Origin of the sequence: Flavobacterium amnicola (genome assembly GCF_004122165.1) — a bacterium.
In the GTDB taxonomy this organism is placed as follows: Bacteria; Bacteroidota; Bacteroidia; order Flavobacteriales; family Flavobacteriaceae; genus Flavobacterium; species Flavobacterium amnicola.
On record NZ_SBKO01000001.1, the window covers coordinates 971,878 to 989,870 of the forward strand.

17 protein-coding genes are annotated in these 17,993 nt (G+C 35.5%); 7 read left to right on the top strand and 10 right to left on the bottom strand.

From position 1 onward, the window contains the following. Position 1: 1 nt before the first annotated feature. Positions 2-238 carry a FeoA family protein gene (locus EQG63_RS04310; protein WP_129434778.1) on the bottom strand — a complete coding sequence of 79 codons (237 nt, stop codon included), beginning with the start codon at positions 236-238 and terminating at the stop codon, positions 2-4. A gap of 79 nt (positions 239-317) precedes the next feature. Then, entirely contained in the window at positions 318-944 is a 627-nt protein-coding gene (locus EQG63_RS04315; RefSeq protein ID WP_129434780.1) for a hypothetical protein, read from the bottom strand. 119 nt (positions 945-1,063) lie between these two features. On the opposite strand from EQG63_RS04315, the gene EQG63_RS04320 reads away from it, so the two are divergent. After that, on the top strand, positions 1,064-2,014 hold the full coding sequence (locus EQG63_RS04320) for an L-threonine 3-dehydrogenase (RefSeq protein ID WP_129434782.1): 951 nt from the start codon (positions 1,064-1,066) through the stop codon (positions 2,012-2,014). A 4-nt stretch (positions 2,015-2,018) separates the two neighbouring features. Then, a complete protein-coding gene (locus EQG63_RS04325) occupies positions 2,019-4,310 on the top strand; it encodes a T9SS type B sorting domain-containing protein (RefSeq protein WP_129434784.1) in 2,292 nt (763 codons plus the stop codon). A 6-nt stretch (positions 4,311-4,316) separates the two neighbouring features. Here EQG63_RS04325 and EQG63_RS04330 read toward each other — a convergent pair whose 3' ends face one another. The 5 genes from EQG63_RS04330 to EQG63_RS04350 form a co-directional block, all read right to left on the bottom strand. After that, complete coding sequence (locus EQG63_RS04330; protein ID WP_129434786.1) at positions 4,317-4,805, bottom strand: nuclear transport factor 2 family protein; 489 nt, start codon at positions 4,803-4,805, stop codon at positions 4,317-4,319. A gap of 12 nt (positions 4,806-4,817) precedes the next feature. Next, positions 4,818-5,168 (bottom strand): hypothetical protein, encoded by a 351-nt coding sequence (locus EQG63_RS04335; RefSeq protein WP_129434788.1) that lies wholly within the window; start codon positions 5,166-5,168, stop codon positions 4,818-4,820. Then, positions 5,159-6,931: a 1-deoxy-D-xylulose-5-phosphate synthase gene (locus EQG63_RS04340; RefSeq protein ID WP_129434790.1), complete on the bottom strand. Its 1,773-nt coding sequence runs from the start codon at positions 6,929-6,931 to the stop codon at positions 5,159-5,161. Before EQG63_RS04340 ends, EQG63_RS04335 begins: the two co-directional genes overlap by 10 nt. A gap of 31 nt (positions 6,932-6,962) precedes the next feature. Further along, complete coding sequence (gene bioB / locus EQG63_RS04345; RefSeq protein WP_129434792.1) at positions 6,963-8,051, bottom strand: biotin synthase BioB; 1,089 nt, start codon at positions 8,049-8,051, stop codon at positions 6,963-6,965. A 129-nt stretch (positions 8,052-8,180) separates the two neighbouring features. Continuing rightward, positions 8,181-8,624, bottom strand: a complete 444-nt coding sequence (locus tag EQG63_RS04350; RefSeq protein WP_129434794.1) for a hypothetical protein — start codon at positions 8,622-8,624, stop codon at positions 8,181-8,183. A 202-nt stretch (positions 8,625-8,826) separates the two neighbouring features. On the opposite strand from EQG63_RS04350, the gene pth reads away from it, so the two are divergent. After that, a complete protein-coding gene (gene pth, locus EQG63_RS04355; protein WP_129434796.1) occupies positions 8,827-9,393 on the top strand; it encodes an aminoacyl-tRNA hydrolase in 567 nt (188 codons plus the stop codon). 12 nt (positions 9,394-9,405) lie between these two features. Further along, a complete protein-coding gene (locus EQG63_RS04360) occupies positions 9,406-9,939 on the top strand; it encodes a hypothetical protein (RefSeq protein ID WP_129434798.1) in 534 nt (177 codons plus the stop codon). A gap of 45 nt (positions 9,940-9,984) precedes the next feature. Here EQG63_RS04360 and EQG63_RS04365 read toward each other — a convergent pair whose 3' ends face one another. After that, positions 9,985-12,657 carry a zinc-dependent metalloprotease gene (locus tag EQG63_RS04365; RefSeq protein WP_129434800.1) on the bottom strand — a complete coding sequence of 891 codons (2,673 nt, stop codon included), beginning with the start codon at positions 12,655-12,657 and terminating at the stop codon, positions 9,985-9,987. A gap of 136 nt (positions 12,658-12,793) precedes the next feature. Continuing rightward, positions 12,794-13,423 (bottom strand): 16S rRNA (guanine(527)-N(7))-methyltransferase RsmG, encoded by a 630-nt coding sequence (gene rsmG, locus EQG63_RS04370; protein WP_129434802.1) that lies wholly within the window; start codon positions 13,421-13,423, stop codon positions 12,794-12,796. A gap of 105 nt (positions 13,424-13,528) precedes the next feature. On the opposite strand from rsmG, the gene EQG63_RS04375 reads away from it, so the two are divergent. The 3 genes from EQG63_RS04375 to thiL are packed head-to-tail and all read left to right on the top strand — an operon-like array spanning position 13,529 to position 16,904. After that, positions 13,529-14,623, top strand: coding sequence for a fatty acid desaturase family protein (locus tag EQG63_RS04375; RefSeq protein WP_129434804.1), 1,095 nt, complete (start codon positions 13,529-13,531; stop codon positions 14,621-14,623). Positions 14,624-14,653: 30 nt separating this feature from the next. Further along, on the top strand, positions 14,654-15,838 hold the full coding sequence (locus EQG63_RS04380) for a pyridoxal phosphate-dependent aminotransferase (protein WP_129434806.1): 1,185 nt from the start codon (positions 14,654-14,656) through the stop codon (positions 15,836-15,838). Between the two features lie 16 nt (positions 15,839-15,854). Next, positions 15,855-16,904: a thiamine-phosphate kinase gene (gene thiL / locus EQG63_RS04385; protein ID WP_129434808.1), complete on the top strand. Its 1,050-nt coding sequence runs from the start codon at positions 15,855-15,857 to the stop codon at positions 16,902-16,904. Positions 16,905-17,015: 111 nt separating this feature from the next. Here thiL and EQG63_RS04390 read toward each other — a convergent pair whose 3' ends face one another. Then, positions 17,016-17,858, bottom strand: a complete 843-nt coding sequence (locus tag EQG63_RS04390; protein WP_129434810.1) for a fibronectin type III domain-containing protein — start codon at positions 17,856-17,858, stop codon at positions 17,016-17,018. Positions 17,859-17,993: the final 135 nt, after the last annotated feature.

The window sequence follows — 17,993 nt, forward strand, 5'->3', positions numbered from 1 at the left end:
TTTAAGATGGGTTAGTAATGGAAATAGTAATGGCTTCCGCGGTTTCTAATCGAATGGCTAAATGTGAATCATCCACAATCAAATATAAGGGATCACCAAAAGGAGCAACTTGTAATAATTGCACTTCGTTTCCTGGTAAACAACCCATCTCAAGTAATTTCAAAGGAACTTTGTCGATATCGAAATCATCAATAATCCCTTTTTGACCCACTTGTAATTGTGCTAAATTTAGTTTCACTTATTTAGATTGAATTAAGATTGCAAAAGTAAGAATTAAAATTCTTCTAAATATGATAATTGTTAGTTTTAAAACAGAATTACTTTATTTCTTCAAAGGATTTTACACCTTGAGTTGGTAATTCAGTTTCAGGCACCGGAGAAGTTTCGTCTGTTTTTCCGCCAATGTTTTTAATCATAATGGCTTCCCCATCTTCTAGTGGAATATGACTTCGGCGAACGATTTCCTCAATTTGGTCATTAATGGCATTGACTTCTAGATTTAAATCGGTAACCATAGCGATTACTCTTTTTTCAGGAATTCGATCGATATTTAAAAACATATTTAGTGCTTTTAGCTTGGTGATTAAAGCTGCCAAACGACTTTTAAATTTAGGTTTGTTTAATCGCGTTGGAATAGAACCTTCCAGTACATCTGCTTTTTGTACTAAACTCTTCGTTTTTACTTTATAGGCATTTATTGTCGAAGCGGGTTTTTGTTGCAATTCGTTATTAAATAATCGCCATTCGTTCCAACTTGTAGCGATAATTTGCGATTCAGGAGTAAGGTTTCGAGCAGGAAAATTCCAGGCTTTATCAATAGCATTGAAAACTAATTCTTTTTCTTTTTTGGCTTTTAAAATTTCCATTTCGCGCACCTTGGTGTCTTCTTTACAAGATGAAAATAAAAAAAGTGCCATTAAGCTATATACTATTGGTAGTTTCATTTACTAATTTCTTTGAGAGTACAAAAGTACGATTTTTGTTTTTAGGTTGTCAAAAGTGTTAAATATCTTAAGAAATACATTCAGATTATTTGGTATATTTGTCTACCAAATTAACTACTATGAACACAAAAATATTAATAATTGGTGCTTGCGGGCAAATCGGTACCGAACTTACTCAAAAACTTCGAGAAATTTATGGCAACGAAAACGTGGTTGCTTCCGATATTAGAAAACTAAATATCGATGTAGTTAATGATGGTATTTTCGAAGTTGTAAATGCATTAGATTATAACCAAATTGAGCATCTTATCGAAAAATATCAAATTACCGATGTGTATTTGATGGCGGCGTTACTGTCGGCGACCGCAGAAAAAAATCCAGCTTTTGCTTGGGATTTGAATATGAATTCTCTTTTCCATGTGCTCAATTTAGCCAAAGCCGGAAAAATCAAAAAAATATATTGGCCTTCTAGTATTGCTGTTTTTGGACCGACAACTCCACGAGAAAATACGCCACAATATACCATTATGGAACCTTCAACGGTGTACGGAATTAGTAAGCAAACCGGTGAACGTTGGTGTGAATATTACCACAAACAATACGGAGTAGATGTAAGAAGTTTGCGTTATCCGGGCTTGATTAGTTGGAGTTCACCTCCAGGCGGTGGGACGACCGATTATGCAGTCGATATTTATCACAAAGCAATTACGGAAGGTAAATTTACCTCGTTTTTATCAGAAAATTCAGGTTTGCCAATGATGTATATGGACGATGCGATCAAAGCAACCATCAATATCATGCAAGCACCTGCGGAACAAATTAAAATTCGTTCTTCCTATAATTTGTCAGGAATGAGTTTTACTCCGAAAGAAATTGCAGCTGAAATTAAAAAACATTATCCTGATTTTAGCATCAACTACGAGCCTGATTTCCGTCAAAAAATCGCCGATAGCTGGCCGGCCAGTATTGATGATTCTTCAGCGAGAAAAGACTGGGGTTGGAATAATGATTTCAACTTGGAAAATATGACTGTTGAAATGTTTCAGCGGCTAAAAGAGCATATCTATTAAAAACATGCAACTACTCAAAAGAATACTATTTTTATTGGTTTTTCAAACTTCTTTGGCACAAGGAGAGGCTAATTATTGGTATTTTGGAGGGGGTGCAGGTTTAGATTTTAATTCAGGAGTACCGGTAGCAGTCACTAATGGACAAACAAATAATATTGAAGGTTGTGCCACCATAAGCAATGAAGTTGGAGAATTACTTTTTTATACCGATGGAGTTACGGTTTGGAATAAAAATCATGTAATCATGCAAAACGGGAGTGCTTTGTTTGGGCATAATTCGTCTACACAATCAGCAACAATAGTACCCAAGCCGGGCTCTATTAATTTGTATTATATTTTTACGATTGATGCGACTGCCGGATCCAATGGATTTAGTTATTCTGTGGTGGATATTGATGCTCAAGGTGGACTTGGAGCAGTGGTAGCTAAAAATGTATTCGTGTATGGTCCTACCTGTGAAAAATTAGCGGTGATAAAAAAATCGGATGATTTTAATTATTGGATTGTCACTCATGATTGGGGTACAAATCTTTTTAAAACATTTGAATTGACAACATCTGGATTAAATGCGACACCAGTAAATACAGCAGTAGGCCCCGTTTATACGGGAAATGTTGATGTGACAAGAGGGACCATGAAAATTTCTTCCAATGGAAAAAAATTAGCGGCGTGTTCTTCAGGTCTAGGGCAATTGGATTTATTCGATTTTAACACCACAACCGGTGTGCTTTCCAATCCGATTCTTTTATTAAATGAGCCAGGTGAAATGTATGGAGTGGAGTTTTCTTCCAATAATAAATTTTTATATGTTTCCAATGCCACACAAAGAAAGGTATATCAATTCAATTTGAACGCTGTTTCGATTCCAGCTTCTATCATAACGGTTTCTACGCAACCAGAGCAACCTTCCTCGTTGCAAATGGGTCCTGATGGTAAAATATACGTGGCCTTGTTTAATTCTAATTTTTTAAGCGTTATCAATAGTCCTAATGTTAGTGGTTCCGGATGTAATTATCAGGTCAATGGGGTTGATTTGCTGGGGAAATTATCATTTCAAGGTTTGCCTGTTTTCAATCAATCGTTTTTATTTACTTCCGAAATCATTTCTGAAAACACCTGTTTAGGAGAATCCACTAATTTTAGTGTGGAAGCCAACGAAACAGTTAACTCGATTTTATGGGACTTTGGCGATGGAACTACAGCAAACAGTATTACAGCCTCTCATGTGTATACCGTCCCTGGTGAATATACAATTACAGCAATCGTAAGTAGTAATTTTGGAGATAGTACCATTACAAAAAAAGTTTTTGTTTCTAGTCCGCCAACGGTTACGATTCCGATTTTGAAGTTTTGTGATAATAATGATGGGACTTATACTGTAGATACCACCACTTTATTTAGCGATATTGTAGGAAGCCAATCGGATGTTAATTTGACAATTTATGACGCCAACAATCAGCCGTTACCCAATCCGTTACCGAACCCTTTAACGGTTTCAAATTTAAGTTTGATAGCCGAAGTTAATTTTATAAACAATCCCGATTGTAAAAATGTTTTTAATCTTCCAAACAGCATCGTAGCGCTACCCAATATTTTGCTTGTTAGTGAAGATGTTGTTTGTGATAACAATCAAAAAATTAAAGCTCTTGTGACTAATTCAAGTGGATTATATACTTATAAATGGTTTATAGATACTATTGAAGTTGAAAACGAAATTACAAACGAATTAGCAATTACCAAAACAGGAAATTATAAGGTAGTGGTAACCAATGAAAATGGCTGTAGTGCCGAAAGCAATAAAAACATTCTGAAATCAAGCATTGCCACCATTATAAAAATGGAATCACCCCAATTTGCTTCCAATAGTTCTATTAGAGTGTATGTAATAGGTTTGGGTAGTTATGAATATGCTTTAGATAATATTGACGGCCCATATCAGGACAGTAATTATTTTGAAAGTGTTTCAGCAAGTAAACATACAGTCTATGTTCGAGATAAAAATGGATGTGGTATTGTTTCTGAAGAAATCGCAATACTAAGTATTCCCAATTTTTTTACGCCCAATAATGATGGGTTTAACGACTATTGGAACATCAAAGGAATAATTGATACTAGTGAAACGATTTCCATAGCTATTTTTGATCGATTTGGGAAAGTATTGAAAAAAATCACTACTAAAGAAATGGGTTGGGATGGTACCTACAATGGAAAAGCGGTTACCGCTACTGATTATTGGTACAGTTTTACTTTAGCTGACTCTAGAGAAGTAAAAGGACATTTTTCCCTAAAACGATAAATGGAATTATTTTAGTTTTTCCATCAAAGCATCTTCTAAAGGTGCTTTAATTTTTACTACCTCATTCATGTTGTCATTTGGAACTGTCATCGACAAAACATAGTGTTTGATTTTCCAATCTTGTCCTTCTTTAATTAGAAGGCCACTACCTCTGCAAATTTTCATTTGAGTGTTTAATAATTCATCAAACCAAGCGGTTTTTTTGTCTTTAGAAACATAAATGTGTCTTTCCAATGCGGTAAAAGCCCAAGCCCTGCCTTGATCAAAATAAGGTTTGGCGAACGCCGCAAATTGCTTTTTGTTCCAGTTTTCGGTAGCATCAGTACCAATATAAATTGATTCTTCAGATAAGGCGTTAAAATAAGGTTCAAATTTGGCTTCTGCCGCCGCTTTGTGCCAATTGTCTAACAATACTTTAATTTCAGAAGTTTCTTTTGTTTGTGCGAAATAAAAACTACTAACTAGAAGTGCAAGTAATGTAAAGGAAGTTTTCATATAGGTGTCTTTTTAATAACGATTTCTAAACCATACTTTTTGCCATTCTCTTTTCAGAATCAAAAAAGCGACTTGTTCGGCTAGTTCTGAAATATCAGAACCGTCTAATTTCTTAATTTCATTTTCTGGAACATCGATAATGTACAGCAAGTTAAGATATTCGGCGAATTTATGTTGGATCAATCGGTAGATTTTTTCGTGTAACTGTATTTTTAAGTCGATTGGCGCTATAGAAACTTGAAAATCGACATTCTCATTAGCCAACGTAAAATCCTTATTAATTTGCTCGATTAATTTGAGATACAATTCTTCTTTCTGTGCTTCCGAAAGTAATAAATCGGTATTTTGTGGCGCTATGAACATGTAGTGAAATAATTAACGAGTGATTCGACGTCTATTTTGCAAATTTTGTGCAATTGTTGAACGGTTCCCTGTTCGATAAATGCATCTGGAATTCCTAATTTTTTAACCGAAATTGCGATTTCATTTTCTTGAAAAAAAGAAGTGACAAGACTCCCAAAACCGCCGTTTACAGTTCCTTCTTCTATTGTAATTACTTTTTTATAATGCTTTCCAATATCAAGTAGCGCTGCTTCGTCTAAAGGTTTCACAAAAGGAAAATGAAAATGTGAGAAATTGTTTTTGCTGTTGACTTGACTCAATGCTTTTGTGACATTATTTCCAATAGTTCCTGTTGATAAAATAGCGATATCACTCCCGTTTTCAAGTTGAATGGACTTTCCGATTTCTACTTTTTGAAACGGCAAATGCCAATTTTGTACAAACCCTTTTCCTCTTGGATAGCGAATAGCGACAGGGTGTGACAATCCTAATTGCGCCGTGTACATCATATTGCGCAGTTCAATTTCATTTAGCGGTGCATAAATAATAAGATTAGGAATGCAGCTCAAATAGGCCAAATCAAACACACCATGATGCGTGGCACCATCTTCTCCAACGATTCCAGCCCTGTCCAAGCAAAAAATGACAGGGAGATTTTGCAATGCTACATCGTGTATCACTTGGTCATAGGCGCGCTGTAAAAAAGTAGAGTAGATATTGCAAAAAACAACCATTCCCTGTGTAGCCATTCCTGCGGAAAGCGTGACAGCGTGTTGCTCGGCAATACCGACATCAAAAGCGCGATCAGGAAAAACGTCCATCATATAATTCATAGACGAGCCAGTAGGCATTGCAGGTGTTATGCCTATAATTTTTTCGTTTATTTTCGCTAATTCAACCAAGGTTTGTCCGAAAACTTCTTGAAATTTTGGTGGAGAATTGTCTTCTTCTTTCGGGTAAATTTTCCCGGTTACGGCATCAAATTTTCCCGGCGCATGGTATTTGACCTGATTTTCTTCAGCCAATTGTAATCCCTTTCCTTTAGTGGTTATGACATGTAAAAACTTAGGGCCTTTTATGGTTTTTAATCTTGATAATTCGGCTAGAAGTGTTTCAAAATCATGTCCGTCAATGGGGCCAGAATATTCAAAATTTAACGAGCGAATAATGTTGTTTTCTTCGTGATTTTCACCTTTTTTAACAGCGGTAAAATACTCTTTTAAAGCGCCTACACTCGGGTCGATACCAATAGCATTATCGTTTAGAATGACTAATAAATTTGCATTGGTAACTCCGGCATGATTTAAGGCTTCAAAAGCCATTCCTGAAGCAATAGAGGCGTCGCCAATGACTGCAATGTGGTTTTTGTTCCATTCATTTTTGAGATGAGAAGCCAATGCCATCCCTAAGGCTGCCGAAATCGAAGTAGAGGAATGACCAACACCAAAAGCATCGTATTCACTTTCACTTCTTTTTGGAAAGCCTGAAATACCGTCAAAATCACGATTGGTGTGAAAGATGTCTCTTCTTCCAGTGAGAATTTTATGACCGTAGGCCTGATGGCCTACATCCCAAACTAATAAATCGGAAGGTGTGTCAAAGATATAGTGAAGCGCGATAGTAAGTTCTATTACGCCAAGACTAGCGCCAAGATGGCCTTCTTTTTTTGAAATAATATCGATGATAAAATTTCGAAGTTCTTGTGCCAATTGTGGTAATTGTGCCCGATTTAATTTTTTTAAATCAGAAGGTGAATTTATTTGAGAAAGTAAATTAGGATTCATTTTACAATAATAAATTCACCTTTGATGGGTATTAATTTTTACCTTTTCCGCTAGCTTCAAGGTTTCTTTCTATCGTGTGTGTAGGTCTAGTCCATTTGGGTTTTTCACCAAGGGATTGGTATTCCGAATCACAAGCTTCAACCGTTTTAGGTTGCATTGCTTTGATAAATGGTTTTTGCGCCTGTAATCCTAACATTTCAAACATTTTCATGTCTTCATTAACATCTGGATTTGGAGTAGTCAATAATTTATCGCCTGCAAAAATAGAATTGGCACCTGCAAAGAAACACATCGCTTGTCCTTCTCTACTCATATTGGTTCTTCCCGCAGAAAGACGTACTTGCGTTTCAGGCATTACAATTCTGGTAGTCGCTACCATACGAATCATTTCCCAAATTTCTACAGGTTTTTCCTCTTCCATTGGCGTTCCTTCTACTGCTACAAGTGCATTAATAGGCACCGATTCAGGTTGTGGGTTAAGGGTAGCTAAAGCGACTAACATTCCAGCTCTGTCTTCAATAGTTTCTCCCATTCCGATAATTCCACCACTACAAACCGTTACGTTTGTTTTTCTTACGTTTTCAATGGTTTGAATACGGTCTTCAAAACCGCGAGTGGAAATAACTTCTTTATAATATTCTTCCGAAGTATCTAAATTGTGATTGTATGCATAAAGTCCAGCTTCTGCTAATCGGTGTGCTTGATTTTCAGTAAGCATCCCTAAGGTACAACAAACCTCCATGTCTAGTTTGTTGATGGTACGAACCATTTCTAATACATCATCAAATTCAGGTCCGTCCTTTACATTTCTCCAGGCGGCTCCCATGCAAACACGTGAAGAACCGGAAGCTTTTGCACGTAGCGCTTGTGCTTTTACTTGACTCACACTCATTAAATCATTCCCTTCTACATTGGTGTGGTAACGTGCTGCTTGTGGGCAATAGCCACAATCTTCAGGACATCCACCGGTTTTGATGGATAATAAAGTAGATACTTGAACCACATTAGGATCATGATGCTCTCTGTGAATGCTTGCCGCTTCAAAAAGCAAATCCATTAAGGGTTTATTATATATAGCTATGATTTCCTCTTTTGTCCAATTATTTCTCGTGACACTCATAAGTAGTATGTATTATGTGGGTCAAAAATACATAATTCGAATTAAAATTAGAACTTATTGGAAATAAAAAGATGTTTTCAGGACGATTCTAAATCGCGAAAACATCTTTTCAAGTAAGGTGGTAGATTATTAAAAGTGTCTTAATGGTCTGTCTTTCCAATACTGCATTAAGGTAAAAGTAATTATAATGGAAGACGCGATTCCCTCAAATAATAATCCGATACAGAATTGATACATAGAGGGATTTCCCCCACCAAATAGAAAATTTTGCGATAAATTAATCAAATAGGCGTCTCCTCCTTTGAGTGAAATATATCCTAGTAACCCAGCAACACTTAACGCTACACCAATTAAAGAGGTCAATGTTCCTGATATTAGATTGTCAAGATATTCCAGCTTGCCTTCGACATAATTTGATTTAATGGTTTTGTTTATGAAATATACTACAATGAATATATTCAGTAATCTTAAAATAAAAATGTCTGATAGTCCCAGCAATTCCATCAAAAGGAAATAAATTCCTATTCCAATGAAAATCATTATTCCGTTGTTAAGTTCTTTGGATAAATTCATAACTTTTAATTTTTAAGTGATACAATATTTTAAAAGTTCTCAATGTTGAAAGATATAAATTTAGTAAATTAACTAATTGAAATATAATGTTTTAACAATTTTTATCATTTAAATTTAAAATCAAGGGGAACTTAATTATTTTTGCACGATGAAAAATTGGTTGAATAGCATTTTTTATTCAGATAAGGCTGTAGTAATTGATATGAAGAAATTTTTAATAGTTGGTTTAGGAAATATAGGTGCCGAATACGTGAATACACGACATAATATTGGTTTTAAAGTAGTTGATTTCTTGGCCAAAAACCATGCTGCAGCATTTGAAACCGCTAAACTAGGTGCGGTTGCCGAAGTAAAAATCAAAGGAAGAACGTTAATTTTACTCAAACCAAATACTTATATGAATTTGAGTGGAAAAGCCGTTTCGTATTGGATGGAAAAAGAAAAAATTGCCAAGGAAAACATACTGGTTATTACTGATGATTTGAATTTGCCTTTCGGAACAATCCGTATTAAGCCAAAAGGAAGCGACGGAGGTCATAATGGATTAAAAAGTATCCAGCAATTGCTCAATACGACCGAATATCCAAGATTCCGATTTGGAATTAGTGACGATTTTAAAAAAGGACGACAAGTTGATTATGTTCTAGGCGAATGGGATGAAGACGAAAAAGCCAAACTCCCAGAACGATTTGAAATGGCTTCCAAAGCGATCGAATCATTTGTATTGGCAGGATTAGGCAATACCATGACTGAATTTAATGGAAAGTAAATTAATTTAAGGATGAAAGCATTATACGTTCTGTTCATTGCAAGTCTGATGTTGGCTTGTAAATCAAGTAAGTTAGACGCTTCACAAAACAATAAAGCATCATTAAAAATAAGTGATTTAGAATCCTTATGTCCTGAAGATGGAAAATGTACTGTTCGATTGCTAAGCAATCAAGAATTAGTTATCAAAGCAGATGAATTTGGTAAAATTTACTTTGACACTATAGCGAATAAGTCTAAATCTGTGGTTCTATTTGAATACAGTAGAAATATTCCGGAAGGATTACAAGATGGGTCCTATAGAGAAGAAGTTATCTTTGAGATTGAACATTCGATTTCTTCAGTCAATCTTAAAAACAATGAGCTAGGACAACTAAAAATGCTTTATGGACGTCATTGTTTTTGTAAGGGGTACGCTGGTTATTACTATGTAAAAGAAGGAAATTTAATATTGTCTCAAAAAAAAGGAACGGTTGATTTTGACTTCAATTTTAAAATAAAAGAAGTGCCTCAAGTAATTGCGAAGATCAAAACAAAGGATAAATAAAAAACGCCCCAGTTGGGGGCGTTTTTTTTATAGAAAATAATAAAATTATTCCACTACAATTTTCTTAACTTCTTTTTTGTCACCATCTTGAACAGTCACTAAATAAATTCCTGACTGAACATTTCCAAGTTGAATTTCTTGATTGAATGTACCCGTATTTTGAAAATCATTTTCAAAAACCAAACGTCCTCTTAAATCATGAACGCCAACTTTTATTTTATTAGCGCTGTTAGATGTTAATTTAACAGTGAAGGTTCCATTATTAGGGTTTGGAAAAATTCCAAAATTATCGATTCCAAAACTTTCAGTTGACAAGGCAACTACTTGTGTACATACTTCAATTGCCCAAGTGTTAACAGTTCCAGTATCTCCAGTGAAATTATCATATACTCTAAAAGTCCAGTTTCCATTCGGGTTTTGCGAATTGAATGAAGCTAAAGAGCCACTTGGTGCTACATTTTGTAAAGTTGCACCACCAGCACAATTAATTGCACCACCACCATCAACAAAATTCATATTTACTCTTCCATTTGTGTTTCCACAACTTCTATTAAGTAATTTAACAAAAGTAGTTGGAGCCGCTGGGCTACTGATGTCAGTTTGAACGTCAGATAAATACGTGTGAGTAATGTCGTTTCTTACTTTTATAGAGCTTATTGATCCAGTCATTGGAACATTAAGCGTTCTTGTTGTATAATTTCCAGGCGCTTGGTCAACAAATGGTAAAGCTGTAGAATCGGTATACGTGTTACAAGTTGTGGTTACCGTATATCCAATTGAAAAATTAGGAGAAACTGCGTAGAAAATATTTCCAACTGCTTCTATTAATATTCTACAATTTACTGCAGGAACAGCTGGCATGGTTACTACTTGTGTTCCGTCATTTGGAGTATTCGCCAATAAGGTGCTAAATGTTACTCCGTTATCTGTAGATAATAAAATATTAACATTTGCGGTACTAATTGGTGCGGCTGTTGTGTTGGCTACATTCCAAGTAATGGTTTGAGCGCTATTAGTGTTCCAAGAAGCCCCTGAAGCAGGTGCTGTTACAGTAAAAGGTCCATTTGCGGTAGTTGTTACCGTCATGTTAGCTCTTGCTGTTTGTCCGCCAGTTGGTACTTGATTGTCTCTAACAACTAGTGCGAAATTTATTGTTCTCGCAACAGTTGGAGTTACTTCCCAACCTGAACTTAAATTTCCATTTAATACATCGGAAAATTTTGGAAAATAACGTTTTGGTGATGTGCTAGGATTTAATGAGCGATAAATCGGACCTGTAGTTTGAGTAGAGGTTGGTAAATTTGTCCCTGAAGCGGCATTGGTTTGTTCCCAGCAATAGGTTAATGCTGCACCAGCATCTGGATCAGTTGCGCTTCCAGTTAAAACAAATGCGGTTCCATTTGGAATGCTATAATTGCTTAAAGCAGCAATTACAGGAACATTGTTGTTGTTCAGTGCATTTGCGGCACAATTTCCAGTACCCGTCATAAAAGCAGTCATACTAGCAATACTTACTGCATGAAAATAGGGGTCGGAGTTTGGTTGTACATTATTAGTACAGATTCCAGCATAGGCCATAATTGTAGAGCCACTACCTGGTTCTACAGCATTTGCTGCACTTCCATTACCAGTACATGATCCTCCGGTACCACTAAAGGTATGTGGTCCACCAAATTGATGTCCCATTTCATGGGCTACATAATCAACATCATATGGATCGCCAACAGGAGCAGGAGAGCCTGTAATACCTCTCGCTTTATTTGCAGTACATGGAGAGTTTAATTGTGCTAGTCCACCACCACCAGTACTAACCGTATGACCAATATCATAATTTGCAGAACCAATATTTGCATCAATTACTGTTTGACTTTCATTAATCAATGAGGTTGCAGTGGCATTACTAAAACTATCTGAATTGATGAAGATTACTAAATCATTGTTTGCTACTAAATTCATGCGTAATGACATGTCTTTTTCATAAATACCATTTACTCTGGTCATCGTAACGTTCATAGCTGCTAAAACGGTTGCCTTTTTTTCTGCATCTGTTACTTCAACTTGAGGTGATGCATTAACATGATAAGCAGCATATTCAATTGTACATGCCATTGCTAAACGATACTGTCTAAAACGACCATCAGTTGCTCTTTGTGTTGGGATATCAATAGTATTGATCATTCCTTCAGGACCAGCTTCAACTTCACAAGTAAATGTTCTTGAGTTACGAATGTCATTTCTGCTATACACAATATAGTTGTTTAGGTCTTTAGTTTGGGTGTCAATGTAATACGTTCCGGCTTCACCTGATGTCATCATTAAGTGTAGTCCAAAAAGAGAAGTACTAAATCGAATGGTTGCTGATGGGTCATCAATACCTTTTCCAACATACGATTTGATGTCGGGGTATTTGTCCGACAAACCTTTTTCCATTACTGGCGCTTCGTAAATTACATAGTTAGAAATTTTTCCTCTATAATCAGGAAAAGCAACCACTGTAGTAGACGTCATACCTGAAGTGTCTAATGGAGCGCTTAATAGGGAAGCTCTTAATGCCGGAAAATTCAAAGAAAATAATTCAAATTTTTCTGGAGTATTGGCTCTTTCAAATTTTTCTAACGACGCAATTTTTTCGGCCGATGCTTTTTTCCAATAGTTATTTTGTGAATAAATACTGATGCTTAACATGGTTAAGCAGATTAATAGTAATTTTTGTTTCATGATTAATTTGGTTTTTCAGCAGCAAATTTAAATAATTTTTAAAAAAATCACAAAAATAATAGTTAAACATATTTTTTTAACAAAAAAAATATTTAATTATCATTGAGATTTTAAGAGGTTGTGAAGCAAATCTGTTTTAAGCTTTAAATTTTAAAGGAAGATGTACCACTTTTTTGGTCTCAAAGAATTCGGGCGCAAAGAATTCGGCAATATTATACTCAGTTGCCTTTGGGAACGCCGCTAGTTCTTCTGATAAATCGCCACCTTTTAGGTATAAAATTCCATTGGATAGCTCGTGTTTGTTTTGCTTTTTGATTTTGTCTTTTATCCATGATACAAAATCAGGCATGTTGGTCACGGCACGACTTATAATAAAATCGAAATCTCCTTTTACCAATTGGGCGCGAAGTTGTTCGGCCTTAACATTTTTTAAGCCCAATCCTTCTGCTACGGCTTGGACTACTTTTATTTTTTTAGCAATTACATCTATTAGATAAAAACGAGTTTCAGGAAACAAGATGGCTAAAGGAATACCCGGGAAACCGCCACCTGTACCTACATCTAATACATACGTTCCAGGCTCGAAAGGTTGAACTTTTGCAATGGCTAGTGAATGTAGAACGTGTTTTATGTACAATTCATCAATGTCTTTTCGAGAAATAACATTGATTTTGGCATTCCAATCGTGATATAATGCTTCTAATTTTTGAAATTGAGAAATCTGCTCTTCAGATAAATTAGGAAAATACTTTAGTATTTCTTCCATAGTTGAAATTTTTGACAAAATTACACAATTTCGTTTGGAAAAATTATGTTAATCCTTGTCAAAAACATTTTTTAATAATTACCTTTGGCGCTTATTGTTAAGATTATGGAAACAAATATCCCCACTTTTTCTAGAACGGATTCAATGAAGTTCTTTAAAACTTTGAATACAAGAGTGAATAACTATTTCAAAGAAAATAACATTCAAAAAACAGGAAATTGGAAATTGCACCTCAAAACAATAGTTATGTTTGCTTTGTTTTTGACGCCTTATTTTCTAATTCTTACCTTAGATTTACCTTTCTGGGGACATATACTGTTATCAATTGTGATAGGAGTTGGAATGGCTGGAGTAGGCATGAATGTGATGCATGACGGAAATCATGGCTCGTATTCTTCGAAACAATGGTTGAATAAAATCATGGGCGGAAGTATATATATTTTAGCTGGAAACGTTTACAACTGGCAAGTTCAACATAATGTTTTACACCATACCTATACGAACATTCCGGGTCATGATGAAGATTTAGAAGCGGGTAGAATTATGCGTTTCAGCAAAACAGCCGATTGGAAATACTTCCATAAATTCCAACATTATTATTCTGTTTTTCTTTACGGTTTATTGACTTTTAATTGGTGTTTAACCACCGATTTTAAGCAAATGTATAGTTACTTAAAAAGAAAATTGTCTTACGGAGAACCAAGTAGTTCAAAAATACTTTGGACAACTTTAATTATTACTAAAATCATTTATTTCTCTATTTGGTTGGTAATTCCAATGCTTTTGGGTATTGCATGGTGGCAAGTTTTAATTGGATTTGTAGTAATGCATTATACCGCTGGACTAATCTTAAGTATTATTTTCCAATTGGCACATATTATTGAAGATACTACAACACCAGAACCGAATAATGAAGGTGAAATAGAAAACACTTGGGCAATTCATCAATTGTTTACTACCGTAAATTTCGCGCCTAAAAACTGGTTGGTGAATTGGTATACCGGTGGATTAAATCACCAGATTGAACACCACATTTTTCCACATATTAGTCATATTCATTATGGGAAAATTGCTGAAATTGTAAAGCAAACGGCTCAAGAATGCAATTTGCCTTATTACGAATATAAAACCATGACTGCAGCTGTTGTTTCTCATTTCCGTCATTTAAAGGAATTGGGACAAAAACCAGCCTTAGCATAAATAAAACACAACACAATCAAATTTTACACAATGAATTTTCTTTCAGACAGAATTAACAATCTATCTACCTCTCAGACTTTGGCAATGGCCGCTAAAGCGAGAGAATTAAAAGCCCAAGGAATCGACATCATCAGTTTAAGTTTAGGAGAACCTGATTTTAATACTCCTGATTTTATCAAAGAAGCTGCCAAAAAAGCGATTGATGACAATTACAGTACCTATACACCTGTTGATGGGTATTTAGATTTAAAGGAATCCATTTGTAAAAAGTTTAAGCGTGATAATAATTTAGACTACGCACCTGCTAATATTGTTGTGTCTACTGGAGCCAAACAATCCTTATACAATATTGCGCAAGTAATGTTAAATAATGGAGATGAGGTAATTCTTCCTGCTCCGTACTGGGTAAGTTATTTTGAAATTATCAAACTGTCAGGAGGAATTCCGGTGGAAGTACCCACTTCTGTAGAAAGCGATTTCAAAATTACGCCCGAACAGTTGGAGGCGGCGATTACCCCAAAAACAAAAATGATGTGGTTTAGTTCGCCTTGTAATCCATCAGGATCGGTTTACAACAGAGAAGAACTAACGGCATTAGCCAAAGTATTAGAAAAATACCCAAACATATTCATCGTTTCAGATGAAATCTACGAACACATCAATTTTTCAGGTACCTTTTGCAGTATTGCTTCTATTCCAGGAATGTTTGATAGAACAATTACTGTAAATGGAGTGGCCAAAGCTTTTGCCATGACAGGATGGAGAATTGGTTATATTGGTGCTCCAGAATTTATCGCCAAAGCTTGTACTAAAATGCAAGGACAGGTGACCAGTGGAGCCAATTCAATTGCACAACGTGCTACTATTGCTGCGGTGGAAGCCAACCCTTCTGTTTTAAATGAGATGGTGGCCGCTTTCAAAAGCCGAAGAGATTTAGTAGTGGGATTGATGAAAGAAATTCCAGGAATTAAACTAAACGTGCCTGAAGGTGCTTTTTATGTGTTTCCAGATGTGTCTTCTTTCTTCGGAAAAACACTTCGTGGTACTACGATTAATAATGCAGAAGAATTTTCAATGTATTTATTGGCCGAAGCAAACGTTGCAACAGTTACCGGTGATGCTTTTGGAAATCCAAATTGCCTTCGACTATCGTATGCAACAAGCGAAGCACAATTAATTGAAGCGATCAGAAGAATTAGAGAAGTGTTGGCTTAAAAGAAATAAAAGATTTATGATAGAAGATAAAACGCCTCAACGCACCAGTATTTCACAATTGGGAGAATTTGGCTTAATTGAACATCTAACCAAACATTTCGAAATAAAAAATGAATCCACTCTTAAGGGAATTGGTGATGATGCGGCCGTTTTAGATTTTAGCAATAAAAAAGCAGTAGTTTCTACCGATTTACTCATTGAAGGGGTACATTTTGATTTGGCGTATATGCCACTGAAACATTTGGGATATAAAGCAGTAACAGCTAATCTTTCCGATATTTATGCGATGAATGCCAAAGCAACACAAATTACCGTTTCTGTGGCCGTTTCAAATCGTTTTCCTTTGGAAGCGTTAGAAGAGTTATTTGCCGGAATTACATTGGCTGCCAAAGAATATAATGTAGATGTTATTGGTGGAGATACCACTTCTTCTCAAAAAGGATTAATTATTTCGATTACCGCAATTGGAGAAGCTAATGCAGAAGAATTGGTTTATAGAAATGGTGCCAATCCAACTGATTTATTAGTCGTAACGGGAGACATTGGTGCGGCCTACATGGGATTACAGGTGTTGGAAAGGGAAAAGCAAGTGTTTCAAGTCAACCCGAACAATCAACCCGATTTAGATAATTACACCTACCTAATAGAACGTCAACTAAAACCAGAAGCGAGAAAAGACATTCAAGGGATTCTAAAAGCCCTAGAAATTCAACCGACCTCCATGATTGATATTTCTGATGGATTGTCTTCAGAAGTGATGCATTTGTGCAAACAATCGGCACTCGGGTGTAATGTATACGAAGACAAACTTCCGTTAGACCCTCAATTTATTTCGGTGTGCGAAGAATTTAACATCGATAGTACGACCATTGCTTTAAATGGAGGTGAAGATTACGAATTGTTATTTACCATTAAAATGGAAGATTTCGACAAAATAAAGGGGAATCCTAATTTTTCGGTGATCGGACACATGACTCAAGCCAGCGAAGGCATTCATTTGGTGACCCGTGCCAATACTAAAATTGCTCTAAAAGCAAGAGGTTGGAACGCTTTACAAGAAGAATAAAAACAAAAATCGGGAATTTATCATAAACTATGTTAGTCAAAAAAAAACGGAGTTTCACTTTTTGATTAAGTTGAACTCCGTTTTTTACTTATAGTTTGTAGAACAATATCATTAAGGTATCGCTACTGAAACTTTTCCGTTTAAAACAGTACCACTTCTTAAAGTTGTATTGCAAAAAATAACGGTCAAGGTGGTGCCATTATTATTTACAAATAATTTAGTAGCAGGTGTAGACTCATCTCCAATTAATACCTGATTGGAAGACTTTACAACTTCTTGATTATAGTCTGTAATGTCAAATTCATAATCCACACCAAAAAATTGTCCTGTGCGGGGATAACCGTCGTTTAATTCATTAAAGTTTACTTCATAAATATTAGGCCACGAACCGAATCTGATTCCAAAATTTCCATCAGAACAGCAAATAGGACTACTCTCTATTGTAGGAGAAACATTTTGCCAAGTTCCGTTAATACTAATATAGTTGTTTTGTGCGTACGTACATGGGTTTTCTGATGTGGTAAATTCTTCCCAATCATCCTTTTTGTATGTACCATTTTCTGTATAACAAGTGTAAAAATATTTTGTATTTGGTGTTAAACCGGTAATATTGGTTTTAAAATATTCTCTGTCAAGGTATTGATATTCTACATTGCTATCTACTACAATAACTTGTTGATCGACGGTATTAGTTGCACTGCCAGTTCTAAAAACAAATCCAACTTTATAAGTTCCTGGCCCCTGATATTGATTGTTAGTATTGTCAATTACACCATTAAGGGTTACAGAATTCTGAGACGTATAGGTTGTGTAAGATCTTGGAGGAGGAACATCACGCCCCTGATTTATAGGGTTTGTAGGAGTTATTGGAATTACAGGGGTAGCATCATCACTACCGCTACTACAAGAATTTAAAACATTCAAAAAAACTAGTAAGACAAAAATTTTTTTCATTTGGGATAAGGGGTTAATTATTTGGTGGCAAATATAGGATTAAAATAATTAGTACTTGTTCAGGTGAATTGATGAAATTGGATTGAGTTTTGTGTCCCATTAAATACAGAAAGTAAAGAGATAAATTTAGTGAAA